A 19,576-nucleotide genomic window follows, 5' to 3' on the forward strand; every position below is an offset into this window, starting at 1 on the left:
CACTGGCGCGGCGAAATCATGGCACGCCCCGCACTCATAGGCCGCGCCCGCACAATATCACCAGCTGACGTGTCACTTGCGTGAAAAGCAGGATTCGACGCTAGACTGCGCGGCTTATCCAACCATTACCCGTCCAGAGCTCATGCAACTGACCGATATCGGCGCCAACCTCGCCCACGACAGCTTCGACGACGACCGCAGCCAGGTACTCGAGCGCGCCCGCGCCGTGGGTGTGGAGCGGCTGATGATCACCGGCAGCGACCTTGAAAGCAGCCGCGCGGCCATTGCAATGGCGCATGAGAACCCCGGCCACTGTTTCGCCACCGCCGGACTGCATCCGCATCAGGCCAGTGCCTGGGACACCACGCTGGCCACACTCATGAACCAGGCCGGTGCTACCGGCGATATCGTGGCCGTGGGTGAAACCGGGCTGGATTTCTTTCGCGATATCTCGCCCCGGGATGTTCAGGAGCGCGTATTCGAGGCGCAACTCGATATCGCGCGAACCCATGCACTGCCGGTATTTCTGCATCAGCGCGACGCACACGCGCGGTTTCTGCCGATTCTCGAGGACGCCCTGCCCGATCTCACGCGCGCCGTGGTGCACTGTTTCACCGACACCGCCGCCGCGCTCGACGCGTATCTATCGCTCGACCTCTATATCGGCATCACCGGCTGGATTTGCGACGAGAGACGGGGCAAGGAACTCTACGAGATCGTCGACCGCATTCCCGACGATCGACTCATGATCGAAACCGACAGCCCCTACCTGATGCCGCGCACGATCCGGCCGAAACCGAAAACACGGCGCAACGAACCCGCCAATCTCACCTGGGTACTGGAATCTGTCGCCTCGGCACGCGGCCAATCGATCGAGCATGTGGCGGCGATCACCCACGCCAACGCGGCACGTTTTTTCGGGCTGGAAGGCGCGTAACCCGGCGGCTAATACGGATAGCCGTAGGACGCGCAAGCGGCTATGCTGCGATAGAGAACATTAATCAAGCAGGGAGATACGAATGAGTCAGTCCGCAGAAACCGAAGCGCTCAAGCAGGATATCGAGCGCCTCAAGAACGATCTGTCCGAGCTCGCCAAGAGCTACAAGGCAGAAGGCGAAAAACGCGCTCAGGCCGGCGTGGACTCGGCCCGCGACAAATACGGCGAGCTGCGCGAAGAAGCATTGCGTCGCAAACAGGATCTGGGCAGCGAAATCGAGGCCCGTCCGTTCGTGAGCGTGGTCGCCGCTTTCGGCGTCGGCCTTTTGCTGGGCAAGCTGTTCGGCCGCTAGTTCATGAGTATCAAGGCTAAAATCGTCAGTGCACTCGGGCTGAACGTCCTGATGTGGCTGGCGATGTGGATGGTGTTCGCGGGGCTCATGTTCTGCGCAGCCGGCGCTTATATGGCACTTGCCGATCGCCTCACACCGGTGCAGGCGGCGCTCATCACCGGCGGTGGCCTGATCGCCGTGGTCGCGATCCTCGGATTGTGTGCCCTAGTCGCGTCACGATCCAATAAAGGCAGCAGTGACAGCGTATTAAGCGATAGTCCTGACAATGCGCTTGAACATCAGCTGCGGCCGATGATCGGCGACAGAGCCACCGACTGGGCGAAGCACAACACCGGCATGGCGATTGTCGGCGCCCTCTCTGCCGGCGTGATACTGACCGCCAGCCCGCGCCTGCGATCGACGCTGGTGCGCGCGGTGGGCCCGATCTTCACCCGCAAGGCGATCCGGGCGTTCCAGCAGTTTTCCGACCGCGACTGAAGCCGTTCGGGGAACCGCCTCTATCGGGTCCGCCAGGAACATTGAAGCCGTCTTCCGAGACGGCTTTTTTACGCTCCGAGTCGGAGCGCGACGCCGTGGTTGGCCGACAGTAGTGCAAATGCTTCGCGGCAGCTCGCAAATGATAATGATTAGCGTTAAGATCTGTTCGTCATCTTTTCCAAGCTGCCACAATGATCCATTCCCGTACGGCCCGACGCGGCCTGTTCATGCTTGCCGCGCTCGTTGCTGGTCTGGTTTCCGGCGTGGCCGGCGCCGAGGACATGCGTATTCAGATCAAGGGGCACGCGTTCGTTCCCACGAAGATCACGATTCCGGCCTCGACACGGGTGAAGCTTCTTGTCAGCAACGAGAACGCGCTGCCTGCAGAGTTCGAAGGCCAGGATTTTCCCTCGGAAAAAGTGATCCCTGGACACACCGAACTACCGGTGTATATCGGGCCGCTGGATGCCGGCACCTATCATTTCTTCAATGAGTTCGACCCGGGCGTAACCGGCGAACTGATCGTCGAGTAGCGGTCGGGCACACCCGACCGCGCCATAAACGAGGATCCCGCCATGCTGGCCACCGCCATCATCGTTTTTCGTGAAGTACTCGAAGCCGCGCTGGTGGTATCGATCGTCATGGCCGCGGCCAAGGGCGCTCGGGGCCGAGGCTTCTGGGTATCGGCCGGCGTGCTCGCGGGTATTGTCGGTGCCTGTGTCGTTGCCGCCTTCGCCGGCGTGATCACCACGGCCGCCGAAGGCCGCGGGCAGGAACTGCTCAACGCCGGCATCCTGCTCACTGCCGTGGCCATGCTCGCCTGGCACAACATCTGGATGAGTCAGCACGGCAAGCAACTCGCCGCCGAAATGTCGGCGGCCGGGCGTGACGTGGCCAGCGGCAAGAAACCGCTCGCCGTGCTGATGATCGTGGTCATGATGGCGGTGCTGCGCGAAGGCTCCGAAGTCGCCTTGTTCACCTACGGCATTCTCGCCAGCGGCGGCCAGGGGACTTGGATGCTGGTGGGCGGCGCCGGTGGGCTGGCGGCCGGCGCATTGACTGGCGTGCTGCTCTACAGGGGGCTGCTTCGGATTCCCATGGGCCAGTTGTTCCGCGTGACCGGCTGGATGATCCTGCTCCTGGCCGCCGGATTGTCGGCGCAGGCCGCGGCGGTACTGACCCAGGCCGGCCTGTTGCCGACGCTCGGCAGTGCGGTATGGAACACCTCCTGGCTGCTCAGCGACCAGTCGCTGATCGGCAACGTACTGCACGTGCTGATCGGCTATACGTCGCGTCCGTCGGGCATCCAGATCGTGTTCTATCTGTGTACGCTGATTACGATCGGCGGCGCAATGCTGGTGGTCAACCGTCCGCCCGCCCGCCGTTCGGCCACGTCCAGCCCGAGCGCCTGAACACTTCAACGCCGGTGCATTGGCAGCCATGAGCATCAGCAGCGCACAGGACCGTCTTCAGCGGATCCCGATCCAGATCAATCAGGGCGGCACGCAGAAAACATACAAGCCACAGGGCCCGTGGGCCCGCCGTATAGAGTCCTGGATCGCGCCGCACCAGTGGTTGCTCAGCTGGGTGCATGTGGTCATGTTCTTCGGCTTTCTCATTCTCATGAGCGTACCGCTGCTGCTCCCCCTGCCCGCGGACAATGCCCGTTTCTGGAACAACTTCACGCTGTTCGCCAATTTCATGATCTGGGGGCTGTGGTTCCCGCTGGTGTTCGTGTCGGTCGTGTTCTCGGGCCGCAGCTGGTGCGGCGTGCTCTGCCCACTCGGGGCCTGCTCGGAATGGGCCAACCGGGTCGGGTTCAAGCGTCCGGTACCGCGCTGGGTACGCTGGGAAGGCACGCCGATCGTCAGTTTCATCGTGATCACGGTGCTCGCACAGACCGTGGGCGCGCGCGATCATGCGCTGGGCATCGCGGAGATCTTCGGCGCGACCTTCGTGTTCGCGATCCTGCTCGGATTCGTCTACGGCCCCGGCCGCAGCAAGCGTGCCTGGTGTCGCCACATGTGCCCGATCGGGTTGATGCTCGGCGTGTTCTCGCGCATCGGCGCCGTGCAGTTCCGGCCCAAGCTACCGCGCTCCGGTGGCGAGCGCTATACCGAAAAGGGCATCTGCCCGACCATGATCGACATCAACCGCAAGGCCGAGTCGCGGCACTGCATCGAGTGTTTCCGCTGCGTGAATCCGAAGGCGCGCGGCGGCCTACAGCTGATATTCCGGCGCCCCGGCGTGGAAGTCGAGCAAATTCGCCAGCACAATCCGAACACCGCTGAAATCTGGTTCCTGTTCCTGGCCACCGGCCTGTCGCTGGGCGGCTTCCTGTGGCTGGTGCTGCCGCAATATCAGCTGCTCAGGCAGACGCTGGGCACCTGGGCGATCAATCAGGGCTGGTACTGGATCGGCAGCCCCGGTCCGGCGTGGCTCATGTCGGTGCACCCCGAGGCACGCGAAGTCTTTACCTGGCTCGACTTCTTCATGATCGTGGGCTTCATGATGGGCTGTGCCGTGGCCCTTACCGCGATCCTCGGACTGTTCTCCTGGATCGGCGGCGCCCTGTCGGCCTGGTTCGCCGGCACGACGAACCGACGCGCGCGCATGCTGGAGCAGGCCTATGCCTACATGCCGGTGGCCATGGTTTCGCTGGTCATAGGCTTGGGCGGCAAACTGTTCGACGCCATGGCAACCGCCGGTATTCCACCGTCGGCGGTGGCTGGCATCAAGATCGTCGGCTTTGCCGTGAGTCTGTTGTGGAGTCTGCAGCTGAGCCATCGCCTGGTCGGCGTCCAGGGCCTCGCCGGCCCGCGCCGATGGCTGGTCATGCTGCCGACCGCAGCGGGCGTGATGGTGATCGGGCTGGCCTGGTGGCCGGCGATTTTCGGCCTCTAGCACGATGCCCGCTCGACCAGCCCGCGCAACGGCCTGCAGCCGATCATCGACGCGTCCAGTCGGGCAGAACTCAAGCCATCACGCCGGGCAGAACACATCCATCGAACGAGGCCGGCCGCTGATTCGAGCATCGGTTATTTTTCAGACAATCAATGCGAATAAGTCGTATTTCAAAAGGGAGACCACGATGAACAAGACCACGTTGAGTTGTATTGCAGGCATGATCGCGCTGGCCAGCATGCCCGCGCTGGCCGCCGAGCACTCGATCGGCAAACCGATCCAGAAAAACGACCTGATCATCGCCGCCGTTTATCTGCAGCCGGTGCACATGACGCCGATGATGCCCGGCATGGACGACCAGTACGACGCCCATATCGAAGCCGACATCCACGCCGACAAGGACGAGCCGCACGGCTTCTACCCCGGCGACTGGATCCCCTATCTGACCGTGAGCTATCACATCACCAAGGTCGACAGCGACTGGGAAACCTTTGGCGAATTCATGCCGATGGTCGCCAATGACGGCGCCCACTACGGCGCCAACGTCAAATTCGACGGGCCCGGCAAGTATCGCGTGTCGTACAAGATCCTGCCGCCGCCCTACGCCGGTTTCGCCCGCCACACGGACAAGGAGACCGGTGTCCCGGCCTGGTGGAAACCGATGACCGTGTCCTGGGAATTCGCCTACGTCGGCGTCGGCAAGAAAGGCGGCTACTGAGCGATTGCCCTTCCCGCCCGCTGTGTGCAATCCGCACGCAGCGAGGCCATGTACTGTGCGCGGCAGACCCGCTACAGTCACGATGTATCGACATGAAACGCGTTAGGGAAATGCGCCAGCAAGACGCGTCAGGGAAACGCGGCCGGCGACCTCGACAGGCGCCGGACAGTCGGGCTCATCGTGATTTGGGGAATCTCATGCACAGAAAATACGTGTCCGTACTCGGACTGCTGCTTGCGGCGGGCGCAGCCCATGCCCAGCAAGGGGTGGAGGCCCAGACCGGCGGCCAAGAGGTGGTCGAGGATTCGAAGGCGGCGATCTCGGGTGCGCTCATCGGCACCTATCAGGACACCAGCCAGGATCGCGTCGCCGGCCAGACCGTCGACAACGAAGCCAACGCGCAGCTGTATCTGTTCGGCTCGCATGCAATCGGGCCGGGGACGTTCAATATCGAGGTCCGCGCCGGCACCACGCCGCGCAACAACGGGGTGACCAGCGTCTACGGGGAAGTGAACGACACCGTCGGGGAGACACTGGACACCCACGGCGACGGGCGCATCGCCGCGACCCAGATCTACTACAATCTGGCCGTCGGCCCCGGCGAGCTGACGGTCGGCCTGATCGATTCCAGCGGCCTGCTCGACGCCAACGAAATCGCCGACGACGAATACAGCCAGTTCCTGGGCACGTCGTTCGTCAACAATCCTGCCATCGACTATCCGACGTTCGTGCTCGGCGCGGACTATCGCGCCGCACTCTCCGAACACCTGGGCTATCAGGTATTCGTCGGCAGCAGCGGCGGCCTGGAAGACGAGGACGATCCCACCTACGGCAACGTGTTCGACGTGGGTGAGAGCGGCAAGGGCGATTTCTCCGCGGCCGAACTCGACTGGCATGTAGCCGATCTGTATGGCGATGTCGGCGTCTGGCACAACGGTCGCGATCATGCGTCGTTGACCCATCCCAACGACGACGATCGCGACAGCTACGGTGCCTACACGACCGTCGGCGGCGACGTCGGCGCGGGACAGTGGGTCGCCTGGGCCGGCATCGCCAACGACCGTATCTCCGAAGCCGCGAATTTCCTGGCGCTGGCCTATTCACGCGAGTTCGACGACGTCACCCTCGGGGCCGGCATATCGCGTATCGGCGTATCCGATGAACGCCCGGAGCCCTCGGACTCGATCGAGCAGGCCGAGATCTATGCGCGTTTCAAGGTCGCCGAAGAACTCTATCTCTCGCCCGACATCCAGTACGTGAACAACAGCGGCTTCGACCCGGCCCTGGATGACGTACTGGTCGCCGGCCTGCGTGCCGGCGTCGAGTTCTAGAAGCGAAAAATCATCACAGGTCCACGCGCCCGGGGCCCTCGCCCGGACGCGACCCGGCATTTCCACGCCGGCCGGACCTCGATCTACTCACCTGAATCGTCCTCGATAAGCCCCCGGTTGGCAGAACGCTGTCCATGGGATGGCGGCCACCGCGCCTCGCCGGTCACGGCGCCGACCCTGCCTTGACGGTTTTTCGTGACACGCTGACTGGATTATCGGGCACTCGCGAAATGCCGGAGAAGCTGCGCGTGATCCGATGGGCTGCCGCGTCCTGGATCATTGCCGGGAGACCTCCTGTGGCACAACCAGCACATGTGTTTCCCTCCATGAACATCATTGAAATGCGAATCATTATCAGTTAGATTTACCTCTTCTGGCAGGGGGAGCCGCTGAATTGAATTGTCCGATTCTTCTTTCGCATGCGATCGACGTCGCCAATCCATGTCGATGTCGCGCGCCCCTCGACCCGCGGAATCGAACACCGGATGACTGCCACGCCCGACGCGCTGGCCGCCGGCACGCGGCGTTCTGCCAGAACAGTCAACACGGCGCACGCCAACCCGGCTGCACCACCTCGACGCTCGTCGTGGTAGCCCCATGAGACTCGCGGCGCGCCTGCGCGAGTTCAACGTGATGTTCCAGTTGCACTGGATTCTGGGCATCACGGCCGGTGCGATCCTCGTCGTCGTGGCCGTGACCGGCGCGCTGATGTCGTTCCAGCAGGAAATACTGGATTGGATTAATGCCGACATCACGGCCCAGATCCAGCAGGCAGGCGAACCGCTGCCACCGCCTGCAATAATCCAGCACTACGCGGCCGCCCACCCTGAGCAGACCATATCCAGCATGTTCTGGCGTAACGATCGCCCCTATCCGGTGGTTGTTGGCTATCGCACCCCGCAGACGACCGGTCGCCACGGAGAACGGATCGCGCTCAATCCCGCGACCGCCCAGCCGATCGGCGATATTCGCGGGGAAACGACATTCTCTTTCATCCGCCAGCTTCACCAGCGCCTGGCCGCCGGCGCGACCGGCAAGTGGCTCGTCGGTGTATCCACGCTCACGCTTGTCGTGCTCTGTCTGACCGGCTTGTATGTGCGATGGCAAAGACGTCCGCGCCGCCGCTGGCGATGGCTGTGGCCGCGAGCACTGGGCGGCAAGCTCGCTGGCGAGTGGCATGCCGTGCTCGGTGTGTGGGCACTGCTTGCCTATCTGCTTGCGTCACTCACCGGGCTCTGGTGGTCGTTCGACTGGTACCGCGACGGTGCGCGTGCCCTGTTCGCCTCCGGCAGTCGCGGCGACGCAGTGGCGCTGGATTCGGCCCACGCGCCGCTCGATCTGGATCGCGTCTGGAGCACCATCGCACCCCGGGTCACCGATGCCCAAACGGTGTCCGTGCGGCTGCCGCGCGGACCCGGCCAACCGGTTGCGGTCCATTTCGTCGCTGCCGACGCCCCGCATAGATATGCCAACGACGAGCTCAGCGTGAACCCGGCTACCGGGGCCCTGCTCGCGGCAGCGCCCTATCGCGACCGATCGGCCGGCGACAAGCTGCTGGAAAGCGTTTATGCCCTGCATATGGGCGCCTTCTTCGGCCTGCCGGGGATCGTGTTCATGATGCTGGCCTCGCTGTGCATGCCGGTGTTCTTCGTGACCGGCTGGCTGCTCTATCTGCGCCGTCGACGCATGAAACGCCGAGTGCCGGCATCGCACGCCGCGCCCACTCGATCCGGCCCGCAGGACGGCGCCATCCTGGTGGCCTATGCAAGCCAGAGCGGCCTGTCTCATCGGATCGCGGTGCGCACGGCCGACGCGCTGCAAAAAGGTGGCCGAGCCGTGCGTCTGGCCGGGCTGGCCGAGTTGGGCGTGGCGTGTCTGGCCGCTCACGACAAGGCACTGTTCATCGTCAGCACCTACGGCGAAGGCGACGCGCCGGTCGCTGCACGCCGATTCGACCATCAACTCGGCAAACCGGGCGCCCCGCAGCTGGCGCATCTGGAATACGTGCTGCTCGCACTCGGCGATAGCGACTATGGGCCGACGTACTGTGCGTTCGGCCAGCGGCTCGACCGCGGCCTGCGTGAACGCGGGGCACGTACCTTGCTGGCCCCGATAGAAGTCGACAAGGGCGACGCGGCCGCCCTGGATCGCTGGCACGCCGTGCTGTCGCAGTCGTTCGGGGCGGCGCTCACCGACGCTGACCCCGGATTCTCGCGCTGGACGCTGGTCGAGCGACAGATACTCAATCCGGACGGCGTCGGCGCGCCCATGGCCTGGCTGCGTCTCGAATGCGCCGGCGCGCCATCCCGGGCTTGGCAGGCCGGCGATATCGCCGAGATCCGTCCACGTCACGGCGATCCGGCACTGGCTGCCTGGCTGAGCACCCACAAAATCGACAGCGATGTCCATGAACTGCGCGCAGCGCTCGCCCACAAGCAGCTGCCCACACGGGTCGATCTTTGCGGTCAAACGATCCGGAGCTGGGCCGTAGGCCTTCCCGACCTTGCCGCGCGCGACTATTCGATAGCCAATATCGACCGCGGACAGGGCGTGGAGCTGCTGGTCCGCCTGGCCCGCGACGGCGACCGAACCGGCATTGCCTCGGGCTGGCTGATCGAACAGGCGCGCGCAGGCGAGCAGATCGATATGCGTCTTCGCGCGAATCCGGCGTTCCACACCGATGCACAACGCGTCGCCGCGCCGGCGCTGTTCATCGGCAACGGTTCGGGCATGGCGGGGCTGCGCGCGCATCTGCAGGCGCGGATCGCCGACGGTCATCATGACAACTGGCTGATCTTCGGCGAACGCCAGCGCGCGCACGACTTCTATTTCCAGGATGAAATCCGGGCATGGCACGAAGCCGGCCAGATCTGCCATCTGGACCTCGCCTTCTCTCGCGACGTCGACGACGGCCGTTATGTCCAGCACGCGCTCGCCGAGCACGGCGAGCGCGTGCGCGACTGGATGGCGCGCGACGCGGGTGTCTTCATTTGCGGCAGTCATGATTCCATGGCGCCCGCGGTGATCGCGACATTGCGCGAGATCCTCGGTGCCGAGGTCTTCGAGACGCTCAACATCGGTCAGCGTATTCGACTCGATGTTTACTAGCATTCTGCTAGTTGCAGAACCGCGTCACCAATTCGGCTTTTGCACCAGACGGCACTGCAACGCCTCGCCCTGTCCGAGGCCACGTCGAGGCGCCGCGTCTCGCCCGGCGTAATAACCACTCGAAACTGATGTCGCGAACTGAGGTGACCGACCGCTAGGAGCCTGCGTCGTGGAAACCCACACGCCTGCCAGCTCTGGTCTGTCGATCGAGCTCGCCGTATCAGCGCAAACGAAGGCTCGCGACTGGGCGACCACATCACGGACGCCAGCCACGACCTGTGGTAGTCGCCGACCCGCAAAGGGCCTGGCTTCGCCGATCGCCGGACACGAGACCACCCGGGTGCGAAGCCGCACCCGGGTGGTCATCGCCCGCGCGGCGGGCTAGACGTCGGCCCAGCGGCGCAGCAGATTGTGGTAGGAGCCGGTCAGGCTGATCAACGCGGGATGATCCGGCACCGCCTGTGTCAGCGCCTGGATCGACTGGTCCATACCCCAGAGAATACGCCGCTGGCCATCGTCGCGAATCATGCTCTGGATCCAGAAGAACGCGCCCATGCGGCGGCCCCGCGTGACCTCGGTCACATGGTGCAGACTGCTGGCCGGATACAACACGAGATGCCCGGCGGGCAGTTTCACCCGCTGGGTGCCGAAATTGTCCTCGATCACCAGCTCGCCGCCGTCGTATTCGTCCGGCCCGGCAAAGAACAGGGTTGCGGACAGATCGGTCCGGATACGCGCACCGCTCTGCCGATGCTGCCGGATCGAGTTGTCGACATGCGCGCCGAAGCGATGGCCGGCCCCGTAGCGGTTGAACAGCGGTGGAAACACGTGCTGCGGCAGGGCCGCTGACATGAACACCGGATGCCGGGACAAGGCCTCCATGATCGCGCCGCCGACCTCTCGGGCGACGGCGCTTTCCTCGGGAATCTGCTGGTTGTTCTTGGCCCGGGCCGACTGGTGCCCGGAGGTGACATTGCCATCCACCCAGTCGGCGGCTTCCAGCCGGGCACGGCAATCCGCCAGCTGCTGCGGGCCAAGGACGTCGGGAATGGTGATCAGCATTGCAATGGCCCTAATCGAAGAACAGATCGGCCGACAACAGCACCTGTCGACCCGGGCCGAGCGCCGCGTAATGCGCGGCGTAAGCGCGCGTGTAATAGGTTTCGTCGGTCAGATTGAGCACGTTCAGACGCAATCGAGTGGACTCCGACACCTGCCAGGCGGCATTGGCATCGAAACGCCAGTAATCGGGCACCCGCTTGGCGGGCTCGGCGGTGACACTGCCGAACACTTCGTCGACATAGATCGCCCCGCCGCCGATCTTCACGGTCGGCGTGAGCGCGTAGTCCGTGAACAAGGTAGCGCTGTGCTCGGGTACGTTGGGTAGCTGCCTGCCTTCCGCCACACTTTCATAACCGCCTTCGACCAGCTCCGAATCCAGATACGAGTACCCTCCGAACACCTGCCAGCGATCGGTGATTCGCCCCGACAGGCCCAGTTCGAAACCACGCACACGCGTCTCGCCGGCATAGCCGAAATCCTGATCACCCGCGCCGACCTGGATATAGGCATTGTCGCGTTTGAGATGGAACACGGCGGCGGTCAGCAACAGACGCTCGTCGAACAACGCCCACTTCGTGCCGATTTCGTAGCTCGTGGTCTCCTCGGGCTTGAGCTTGGTGTTGTCGGGCGAAAATCCGCCGCGACCGGTGCTCGCGCCGGCCGGTGCATCGGTGTCGTTGCCTGCCAGCGGCGCCGGCGTGGTACTGGTGCCGTGCGAAATATAGATGGACCCGTTAGACCGCGGCTTGTACACCAGACCCAGCTGATAGTTGACGAAGCTGTCACTGGCGTCGACATTCGAATCCGGATCGGACGGTGTATCGGCCTCGGTTTCATAATGATCCAGGCGCAGTCCGGCACTGGCCAGCCAGTGCTCGCTGAGCTCGACCGTATCGAACCCGTAAAGCGCGGCCACGTCGGTCTGGTAGTAGGTCGGGTCGTTGCTGCGCGATTTCGTGCCCTGCCAGTCGTCATAGGGTTCGGGATCGTAGAGGCTCGTGCAGTCGCCGTTGTTGCGCAGGAGCTGGCCGAAAGTCAGACCGGTGGCCGGATCGACTTCGCCACTGCTGCAGTCCGAGCCGAAGGCGGCCGCTGCGCTGGTGACGTCATAGCTGTCCGAGCGGCGTTTTTCCCGGCTGAGTTCCAGGCCGACATCGAAGCGGTGTCCGAAGCGGCCGGTATCGAAATCACCGGACAGATCGAGCTGATTGGCAAACGTGTCGGTCTGGCTCGAGCGCTGCTTGGTCGAGCGATAGACAAAGCCATTGGCGACATTACCGCGCGAATCGTCGGGATTGGTCACCACATAATCGTTGCTGGAGCGCCCCACCCGCGACACATTGCGCAGGCGCAGACTGTCGTTGAACTCGTGATCGATAATCACGGTGCCGATATCGGTCTTGGTTTCGCGAAAATCGCGGTTGATCAGACCGTAGAAGTTGTCGCGGTCGACCCCCAGCGTCTCGGTCGCGGGCAGCCCGGTGGCCTGATCGTAGGGAATGCTGTAATCCGGCGTGCCCTTGTCGGTGAGGTGGTAGTAATCCAGCGTGACGCGGCTTGCCGCGCCCACGCCGAAGGTCAGCGACGGCGAGATGCCGAACTTGTCGTATTCGACCGCGTCGTTGCGCCCGGCCACGCCGCTGTTCTCGCCGAGCACGCCGATACGAAAGCCCGCATCATCGCCAAGTTGCCAGTTCTGATCCACCGTGCCACGAAACTTGTCTGCCGTACCGACGGTGAACGTGGCCTGGGAGAAATCATCGACCCGGGCGGTCTTGGTCACCAGGTTGATACTGCCGCCACCCGAGCCACGGCCGGCGTAGACCGAGTCCGCCCCCTTGATGACCTCGACCGACTCCACGTCGAAGACGTCACGGGTCTGATCGCCGAGATCGCGAACACCATCGACGAACAGGTTGGACGTGGAGTTGAAACCGCGAATCACGGGCCGATCGGCAATCGGCTGGCCGCCTTCACCGGCAAGAAAAGTAATGCCCGGCACGCGGCTCACCGCATCTTCCAGCGAAGTCGCGGCGGTATCGCGCAGCACTTGTTCGGAAATAACGGTCACCGATTGCGGCGTATCGCGCAACGGCGCGGTGAATTTCGGCGACTGCAGCGCCTCATCCTTGTAACCGGCGATACCGGCGCCTTCCACGTCGATCGGCAACAGCTGCATGAGCGCAGAGTCGGGCGCGGGCGCCGCCGGCTGGTCGCTCTCGGCGGGCTGCGCGCGACCCACGCCCGGCAACGAGTAGGCCGAAAGAATGGCAGCGGTTAACGCCGTACGTTTGAATTTCATGATGTCCCCCAGTTGAAGCAGCCCGGCAGCGAACGTCCCATTCGGCGCCCCCGACCTGCCCGGTTTTAAAAAGCGTCCCCTTCCATCTGCGTGCCGACCTCTGGCTCCCGGTCGACTGGAGTGGACCCAATGCTTCGATATCTAATTACGAATCATTCTTATTCTTATTCATGAATCAGAAAAAAGCAAACCTCGTCGCACACCGCTTCGTCGCGCCGCCCTTTTCCCAAGCGCCTGCCCCGATAATGGCTGGCTATCACGGCCGAAATGGGCGACACATCCGATCCCTGATCGCTGTACCGCACGCGTAGCCGGTAAGCGTCCGATCACATTTCTGGCTGACGCGTTGATGTGCACGTGGCCATCCCATACCCCGGTGTCGCCCACAAAAAAGGCCACGCATGAGCGTGGCCTTCTTGTTTCCCGGCGAAGTCCGCGGCGACTAGTCCGGTTGGTCGGTCACCGCGCCCTTGGAGGCCGTACCGACCAGGCGTGCATATTTGGCGAGCACTCCGCGGGTGGCATTGGGTGGCTTCGGCTTCCAGGCGGCACGCCGCTTGGCCAGCACGGCATCGTCCACTTCCAGCTGCAGCAGCCGCTTGTGCGCGTCGATGGTGATCGTGTCACCTTCCTCGATCAGGCCGATCGCGCCGCCGACCGCGGCCTCCGGCGCGACGTGACCGACGACCATGCCGTAGGTGCCGCCGGAAAAACGGCCGTCCGTGATCAGGCCGACCTTTTCACTCAGGCCACGGCCCACGATCGCCGAGGTGGGCGACAGCATCTCGCGCATGCCGGGCCCGCCCTTGGGGCCTTCATAGCGAATGACCACTACATCGCCGGCACCGACACGTTCGTCGACAATCGCGGCCATGGCTTCTTCCTCCGAGTCGAACACGCGGGCGGGGCCGGTGATCGCCGGATTCTTGAGACCGGTGATCTTGGCGACCGCGCCCTCTTCGGCCAGATTGCCCTTGAGAATGGCCAGATGGCCGGTCTCGTAGAGCGGCTGGTCGAACGGCCAGATCACGCCCTGGCCGGCCGGGGGCGCATCGGGCACATCGGCCAGCACTTCGGCGATGGTCTCGCCGGTGATGGTCAGGCAGTCGCCGTGCAGCAGGCCGGCCTTGAGCAGCATCTTCATGACCAGCGGAATGCCGCCGGCCTTGTGCAGCTCCGTTACAACAAATCGGCCGGAGGGCTTGAGATCGCAGAACACCGGCACCTTGGCACGGATGCGCTCGAAGTCGTCGATGGTCAGATCGACTTCGGCCGCATGCGCGATCGCCAGCAGATGCAGCACCGCGTTGGTGGAACCGCCCACAGCCATGATCAGTGCGATCGCGTTCTCGAAGGCCTTGAAGGTGAGCAGATCACGGGGCTTGATGCCCTTCTCGATCGCGGTAATCAGCACCTCGGCGGATTTCGCGGCGCTGTCGGCTTTCTCGGCATCCTCGGCGGCCATGGTCGAGGAATACGGCAGCGACAGGCCCATGGCCTCGATCGCACTGGACATGGTGTTGGCGGTGTACATGCCGCCGCAGGAGCCCGCGCCCGGACAGGCATTGCACTCGACGCTGTGCACGCGCGCATCGTCGATGGTGCCGGCGATACGCTGACCCACGGCCTCGAAGGCGGACACGATGGTCAGATCTTCGCCGTCGAGATGACCGGGCTTGATGGTGCCGCCGTAGACGAAGATGGCGGGCACGTTCATGCGCGCGATGCCGATCATGGCACCGGGCATGTTCTTGTCGCAGCCGCCGATGGCGACCACGCCATCCATGGACTCGCCCTGCACGGCGGTCTCGATGGTGTCGGCGATGACCTCGCGCGAGACCAGCGAATACTTCATCCCGGGCGTGCCCATGGAGATGCCGTCGGAGACGGTCACGGTGCCGAACATCTGCGATTTGGCGCCGCCGGATTCAAGCGCCGCGATGGTGCGCTCGGCGAGGCCGTTCAGGCCGATGTTGCAGGGGGTAATGGTCGAGTAGCCGTTGGCCACGCCTACGATGGGCTTGTCGAAATCGGCGTCGGTATAGCCCATCGCGCGCAGCATGGCGCGATTGGGGGCACGGGCCGTGCCCTGGGTGACGATTTGACTGCGGCGCTTGAGCGGCTGTTCCTCGGCCATGGTCGGATACTCGCTGATGAAAGGGCCGATAGTATGCCGTTTTGTGTGCATGGCGCACAAAAAAGGCGCGGTCCCGCGGGACCGCGCCTTTGCGTCGAAGCAAGCGCCCGAACTACTTGTTCGGCTGCTTGGTCATGCGAAGATAGGGCTTGAGCTCGTTCCAGCCGGCCGGGAACAGCTTCTCGGCCTCTTCATTGGACAGCGCCGGCGACACGATCACGTCGTCGCCGTCTTCCCAGTTGGCCGGGGTGGTGACCTTGTAGTTGTCGGTCAACTGCATGGAGTCGATCACCCGCAGGATTTCGCGGAAGTTGCGGCCCGCGCTCTTCGGGTAGGTCAGCGTCATGCGCACCTTCTTGTTCGGGTCGATCACGAACACGCTGCGCACCGTCGACGTATCACCCGCATTGGGGTGAATCATGTCGTAGAGTTCGGCGACCTTGCGATCCGTGTCGCCGATGATCGGGAAGTTCACCGCGCAGCCCTGGGTTTCCTCGATATCCGCCGACCAGCGCTTGTGGTCCTCCACCGAGTCCACCGACACCACGATCACTTTCGTGTTGCGCTTGGCGAACTCGTCCTTGAGACGGCCGGTTTCGCCCAGTTCGGTGGTGCACACCGGGGTGAAATCCGCCGGGTGCGAAAACAGCACGCCCCAGCTGTCGCCCAGCCAATCATGAAAATCGATCTTGCCTTCCGTGGTATCGGCGCTGAAATCCGGCGCGTCGTCGCCTAGTCTTAGACCCATGTTGTGCTCCTGTTCGGTTCGTTGCGCGACTATAACAGCCGCCTTTGAACGTTCTAAATACCCATGCATTATCAACTTATGCATGGGGCGCCGCGCCTGTATACACAAGAGGCGCCGTGGCGCGAGAGGGCCCGAGAGCCTTGGCCGCCTATGGTCCGGGATAGTCGTCGGCCGGCATCGAGCCAGACCCGGCGCCCGCAATCCGGCCGCTGCGCGCGTGATCAACTCGTGATGACGCGGCGCAAGCTCCGGCGCATCGTATTGATCGGACAACCACAATCCCCAGAGCGCCCCCGCTTTCGCATTGCTGAGCGGTCTGGTTCAATAGCGCGCAGTCACGGCATGTAGACACGAGTATCAATGACAGCCGCCCGGGAAGCGAACGGGCGTAATCAGCCCGAGCATCGAGATGATGGCTACCTGCGTGTGCCTACCTGCCAGGCGCGGTGAACGTGGCGCCGGCTGGCCCCAGAATCCGAGACTTCGATCATGAGCAAACGCACGCCTAATCTCACGCGCCTGACCGCCGGCCTGCTTGTTCTCATGGCAGCGATCGCGGCGAGCACGTCGGCATGGGCGCAGGACACCGATTTTCTGCCGGTGGACCAGGCCTTTCAGCCGTCGCTGCAGCGCAGCGGCGATACTCTGTCGGTCACCTGGAAGATCGCGGACAGCTACTATCTCTACCGCCACGCGCTGCGCTTCGAACCGGACAACAATGCGGGGCTCGGCAGTGCCCGGATTCCGGCGGGCGACAAGCACAGCGACGAGTTCTTCGGTGAAGTCGAGACCTATCGCGACGAATTGACGGTCGATATACCGATTGCGGACGTGTCCCAACTTCCGCCGGCCCTCACCGTGACCTATCAAGGCTGTGCCGATGCCGGCCTATGTTATCCGCCGCAGACCAAGACGCTCGAAATCCCTGCCGCGGCGGCACCGACGGCGAATGAGGAAAACCGCGTGCAGCCCGCTCCGGCCGGAGAAGCTGACAGCGCCGCATCCGGTTTCATCTCCGAGCAGGATCGTATCGCCGGCGTGCTCGATAACGCCAGCCTGTTCTGGGTCGTGCTGTCGTTTCTGGGCCTGGGCATACTGCTGGCCTTCACGCCCTGTGTACTGCCGATGATCCCGATTCTTTCCGGGATCGTGGTCGGCAGCGGCGAGCGCACGAGCGCGGCGCGCGGCTTCATGCTCTCCAGCGCCTACGTGCTGGCCATGGCCCTGGCGTATACCGTCTTTGGCGTACTGGCGGGCCTGTTCGGCGCCAACCTCCAGGCACTGGTGCAGTCGCCCTGGACCCTGGTGCCGTTCGCCCTGGTGTTCGTAGCCTTGGCCTTTTCCATGTTCGGGTTCTACGAACTCCAGCTGCCATCGTCCTGGCAAACGCGCCTCAACGATATCGGCAGTAGCCGCCGGGGCGACGTCGCCGGCGCCGCGATCATGGGTTTTGTTTCCGCGCTGGTGGTCGGGCCCTGTCTGGCGCCGCCGCTGGCGGGTGCGCTGTTGTATATCGGCGCCAGCGGCAATGCTCTGCTCGGCGGCGTGGCCCTGTTCGCGCTCGGGCTCGGCATGGGCCTGCCGCTGATCGCACTGGGTACGGTCGGCGCGAGCGTGCTGCCGCGTGCCGGCGCCTGGATGAACCGGATCAAGCATCTGTTCGGCGTGATCCTGCTCGGGGTGGCGATCTGGCTGCTGGCGCGCATCCTGCCGGGCCCGGTGGCGCTAGCGATGTGGGCGGCGCTGTTGACGGCGTATGGCGTCCAGCTTGGCGCTATTGACGGCATGTCGCGCGCCACCGGTCCACGCGCGTGGCTGACGCGGGCCGCCGCCCTGCTTGTTCTGGCCTGGGGTGTGCTCATGCTCATCGGTGCGGCCGCCGGGGCCGGCAACCCGCTGCAACCACTGCGCCCGTTCATCCAGACAGGCGCCGGCAACGCCACGACGCCGGCCGGCGACAACATCGCCAGCCCTTTCAGGCGTATTCAGAACAAGGACGCATTGACGGCCGCGCTGGCGGCCGCTGCCCGTGCCGGCCAGCCGGCGGTGGTGGATTTCTATGCCGACTGGTGCGTCGAATGCGTGCAGCTGGAGCACACCGTATTCGCCGATCCACAGGTACGGGCCGCGCTCGGCAAGGTCACCGCGCTACAGGTCGATGTCACCGATTACGACGCGGCAGATCGCGCGCTGCTGCGCGAACTGAACGTGTTCGGTCCGCCCACGATGCTGTTCTACCGTCCGGATGGTCGCGAAGCCGCCGATCAGCGCCTGGTCGGCACCATGAGCACCGCCGAACTCATGCGCCATATCCAGCGGGCCTCCTCACCATGAAGCGATCGACGCGCGTAATCGCCGGCATCACCCTGCTGGCAATTGTTGCCGCCGGCGCGGTCGGCGCCTACCGGTTTGCGGCGCCGGCCACGCCTGTGCGTCCGGCCTTCACCCTGCCGGATCTGGCCGGCACACCCCGCGCGATCGGCGATTTCGATGGTCGGGTGATCGTACTCAATTTCTGGGCCAGCTGGTGCGGGCCCTGCCGCGAGGAAATCCCGATGCTGGTCGCCGCACAGGACAAATGGGGCCCGCGAGGTCTGCAGATCATTGGCGTGGCCATCGACACGCGCGGCGCGGCGACTGCTTTCGCCGACCGTTATCACATCAATTACCCGGTGCTAGCCGATGCCACCGAGGGCGCCCGGGTCCAGGACCAGTACACCCGCAAAGGCACGCCGGCCGGCGTTCTACCCTATACCGCGATCATCGATCGCAGCGGCCGAATCCGGGCCCGCATCGCCGGCGCGCTGACCGATACCCAGCTCGCCAATCGGATCAAGCCGTTGCTCGAGTCGACCGAGCCGAGCAACTGACCGCTGCCCATAGGCCTGCCAGAGCGCTTCGCGCGGCTATTTTCTGGCCTGAACGTCGGCGAATTATCCACAATACGGCAGCGAACGGACGCGAAAGTCGATATTTTCCGGTTGTAACCCGCCCCGGCATGGGGCAGACTTTGCGCCATCACAACGCAAGGACTGCGACGTGGCGCATTTTCTGCTTCTCAACGGACCCAACCTGAATCTTCTCGGCCACCGGGAACCCCAGGTGTATGGCCGTGACACGCTGGCCGACATCGAGGCCCGCCTGCAGCAGATCGCCGAGCAGGCCGGCCATCGGCTGAGCTGCTTCCAGTCCAACAGCGAAGCCGAACTGATTGATCGCATTCATGCCGCGCGCGATGAAGACGTCGCCTGCGCGCTGATCAATCCCGCTGCCTTCACCCACACCAGCGTCGCGCTGCGTGATGCGCTGCTCGGCGTGGAACTTTCTTTCATCGAAGTTCATCTGTCCAACATCGCGAAGCGCGAAGCGTTTCGCCAGCACTCGTATTTCGCCGATATCGCCATCGGCACCATCACCGGTTTCGGCGCGCAGGGCTATGTCATGGCCCTGAATGCAGCCATGCAGCGCGCCACCGACGCCACGCGGGAGAACTAGAACAC

16 protein-coding genes are annotated in these 19,576 nt (G+C 64.0%); 12 read left to right on the forward strand and 4 right to left on the reverse strand.

Going from position 1 to position 19,576, the window contains the following annotated elements; genetic code table 11:
- The first annotated feature begins 142 nt into the window (after window positions 1–142).
- The 9 genes from ACFOSU_RS13705 (at window position 143) to ACFOSU_RS13745 (ending at window position 9,827) form a co-directional block, all read left to right on the forward strand.
- On the forward strand, window positions 143–937 hold the full coding sequence (locus ACFOSU_RS13705) for a TatD family hydrolase (protein WP_380690492.1): 795 nt from the start codon (window positions 143–145) through the stop codon (window positions 935–937).
- An 82-nt stretch (window positions 938–1,019) separates the two neighbouring features.
- Window positions 1,020–1,289 (forward strand): DUF883 family protein, encoded by a 270-nt coding sequence (locus tag ACFOSU_RS13710; RefSeq protein ID WP_380690493.1) that lies wholly within the window; start codon window positions 1,020–1,022, stop codon window positions 1,287–1,289.
- 3 nt (window positions 1,290–1,292) lie between these two features.
- A complete protein-coding gene (locus tag ACFOSU_RS13715; RefSeq protein WP_380690494.1) occupies window positions 1,293–1,766 on the forward strand; it encodes a hypothetical protein in 474 nt (157 codons plus the stop codon).
- A 191-nt stretch (window positions 1,767–1,957) separates the two neighbouring features.
- Entirely contained in the window at window positions 1,958–2,299 is a 342-nt protein-coding gene (locus ACFOSU_RS13720; RefSeq protein WP_380690495.1) for a cupredoxin domain-containing protein, read from the forward strand.
- A 42-nt stretch (window positions 2,300–2,341) separates the two neighbouring features.
- Complete coding sequence (locus tag ACFOSU_RS13725; protein ID WP_380690496.1) at window positions 2,342–3,178, forward strand: FTR1 family iron permease; 837 nt, start codon at window positions 2,342–2,344, stop codon at window positions 3,176–3,178.
- A 28-nt stretch (window positions 3,179–3,206) separates the two neighbouring features.
- On the forward strand, window positions 3,207–4,670 hold the full coding sequence (locus ACFOSU_RS13730; RefSeq protein WP_380690497.1) for a 4Fe-4S binding protein: 1,464 nt from the start codon (window positions 3,207–3,209) through the stop codon (window positions 4,668–4,670).
- A 187-nt stretch (window positions 4,671–4,857) separates the two neighbouring features.
- Window positions 4,858–5,388, forward strand: a complete 531-nt coding sequence (locus ACFOSU_RS13735) for an iron transporter (RefSeq protein ID WP_380690498.1) — start codon at window positions 4,858–4,860, stop codon at window positions 5,386–5,388.
- A gap of 197 nt (window positions 5,389–5,585) precedes the next feature.
- Window positions 5,586–6,719 carry a carbohydrate porin gene (locus ACFOSU_RS13740; protein ID WP_380690499.1) on the forward strand — a complete coding sequence of 378 codons (1,134 nt, stop codon included), beginning with the start codon at window positions 5,586–5,588 and terminating at the stop codon, window positions 6,717–6,719.
- Window positions 6,720–7,316: 597 nt separating this feature from the next.
- Window positions 7,317–9,827, forward strand: coding sequence for a PepSY domain-containing protein (locus ACFOSU_RS13745; protein WP_380690500.1), 2,511 nt, complete (start codon window positions 7,317–7,319; stop codon window positions 9,825–9,827).
- Window positions 9,828–10,208: 381 nt separating this feature from the next.
- On the opposite strand, the gene ACFOSU_RS13750 is transcribed toward ACFOSU_RS13745, so the two are convergent.
- The 4 genes from ACFOSU_RS13750 to ACFOSU_RS13765 form a co-directional block, all read right to left on the reverse strand.
- Window positions 10,209–10,889 carry a Fe2+-dependent dioxygenase gene (locus ACFOSU_RS13750; RefSeq protein ID WP_380690501.1) on the reverse strand — a complete coding sequence of 227 codons (681 nt, stop codon included), beginning with the start codon at window positions 10,887–10,889 and terminating at the stop codon, window positions 10,209–10,211.
- A 10-nt stretch (window positions 10,890–10,899) separates the two neighbouring features.
- On the reverse strand, window positions 10,900–13,191 hold the full coding sequence (locus ACFOSU_RS13755) for a TonB-dependent receptor (RefSeq protein ID WP_380690502.1): 2,292 nt from the start codon (window positions 13,189–13,191) through the stop codon (window positions 10,900–10,902).
- Between the two features lie 442 nt (window positions 13,192–13,633).
- Window positions 13,634–15,328, reverse strand: coding sequence for a dihydroxy-acid dehydratase (ilvD, locus tag ACFOSU_RS13760; protein ID WP_380690503.1), 1,695 nt, complete (start codon window positions 15,326–15,328; stop codon window positions 13,634–13,636).
- Window positions 15,329–15,440: 112 nt separating this feature from the next.
- Window positions 15,441–16,076 carry a peroxiredoxin gene (locus ACFOSU_RS13765; protein WP_380690504.1) on the reverse strand — a complete coding sequence of 212 codons (636 nt, stop codon included), beginning with the start codon at window positions 16,074–16,076 and terminating at the stop codon, window positions 15,441–15,443.
- 489 nt (window positions 16,077–16,565) lie between these two features.
- Here ACFOSU_RS13765 and dsbD point away from each other — a divergent pair, with 489 nt between their 5' ends.
- The 3 genes from dsbD to aroQ all read left to right on the forward strand — a co-directional run bounded on the left by dsbD (window position 16,566) and on the right by aroQ (window position 19,571).
- The gene (gene dsbD / locus ACFOSU_RS13770) at window positions 16,566–18,410 is read left to right on the forward strand and encodes a protein-disulfide reductase DsbD (RefSeq protein ID WP_380690505.1); all 1,845 of its coding nucleotides are present in this window, start codon (window positions 16,566–16,568) and stop codon (window positions 18,408–18,410) included.
- Window positions 18,407–18,946, forward strand: a complete 540-nt coding sequence (locus ACFOSU_RS13775) for a TlpA family protein disulfide reductase (protein WP_380690506.1) — start codon at window positions 18,407–18,409, stop codon at window positions 18,944–18,946. The genes dsbD and ACFOSU_RS13775 overlap by 4 nt, the downstream gene beginning before the upstream one ends.
- 169 nt (window positions 18,947–19,115) lie before the next feature.
- Window positions 19,116–19,571 (forward strand): type II 3-dehydroquinate dehydratase, encoded by a 456-nt coding sequence (gene aroQ, locus ACFOSU_RS13780; RefSeq protein ID WP_380690507.1) that lies wholly within the window; start codon window positions 19,116–19,118, stop codon window positions 19,569–19,571.
- Window positions 19,572–19,576: the final 5 nt, after the last annotated feature.

It is taken from the genome of Salinisphaera aquimarina, assembly GCF_042643355.1.
Classification (GTDB): domain Bacteria; phylum Pseudomonadota; class Gammaproteobacteria; order Nevskiales; family Salinisphaeraceae; genus Salinisphaera; species Salinisphaera aquimarina.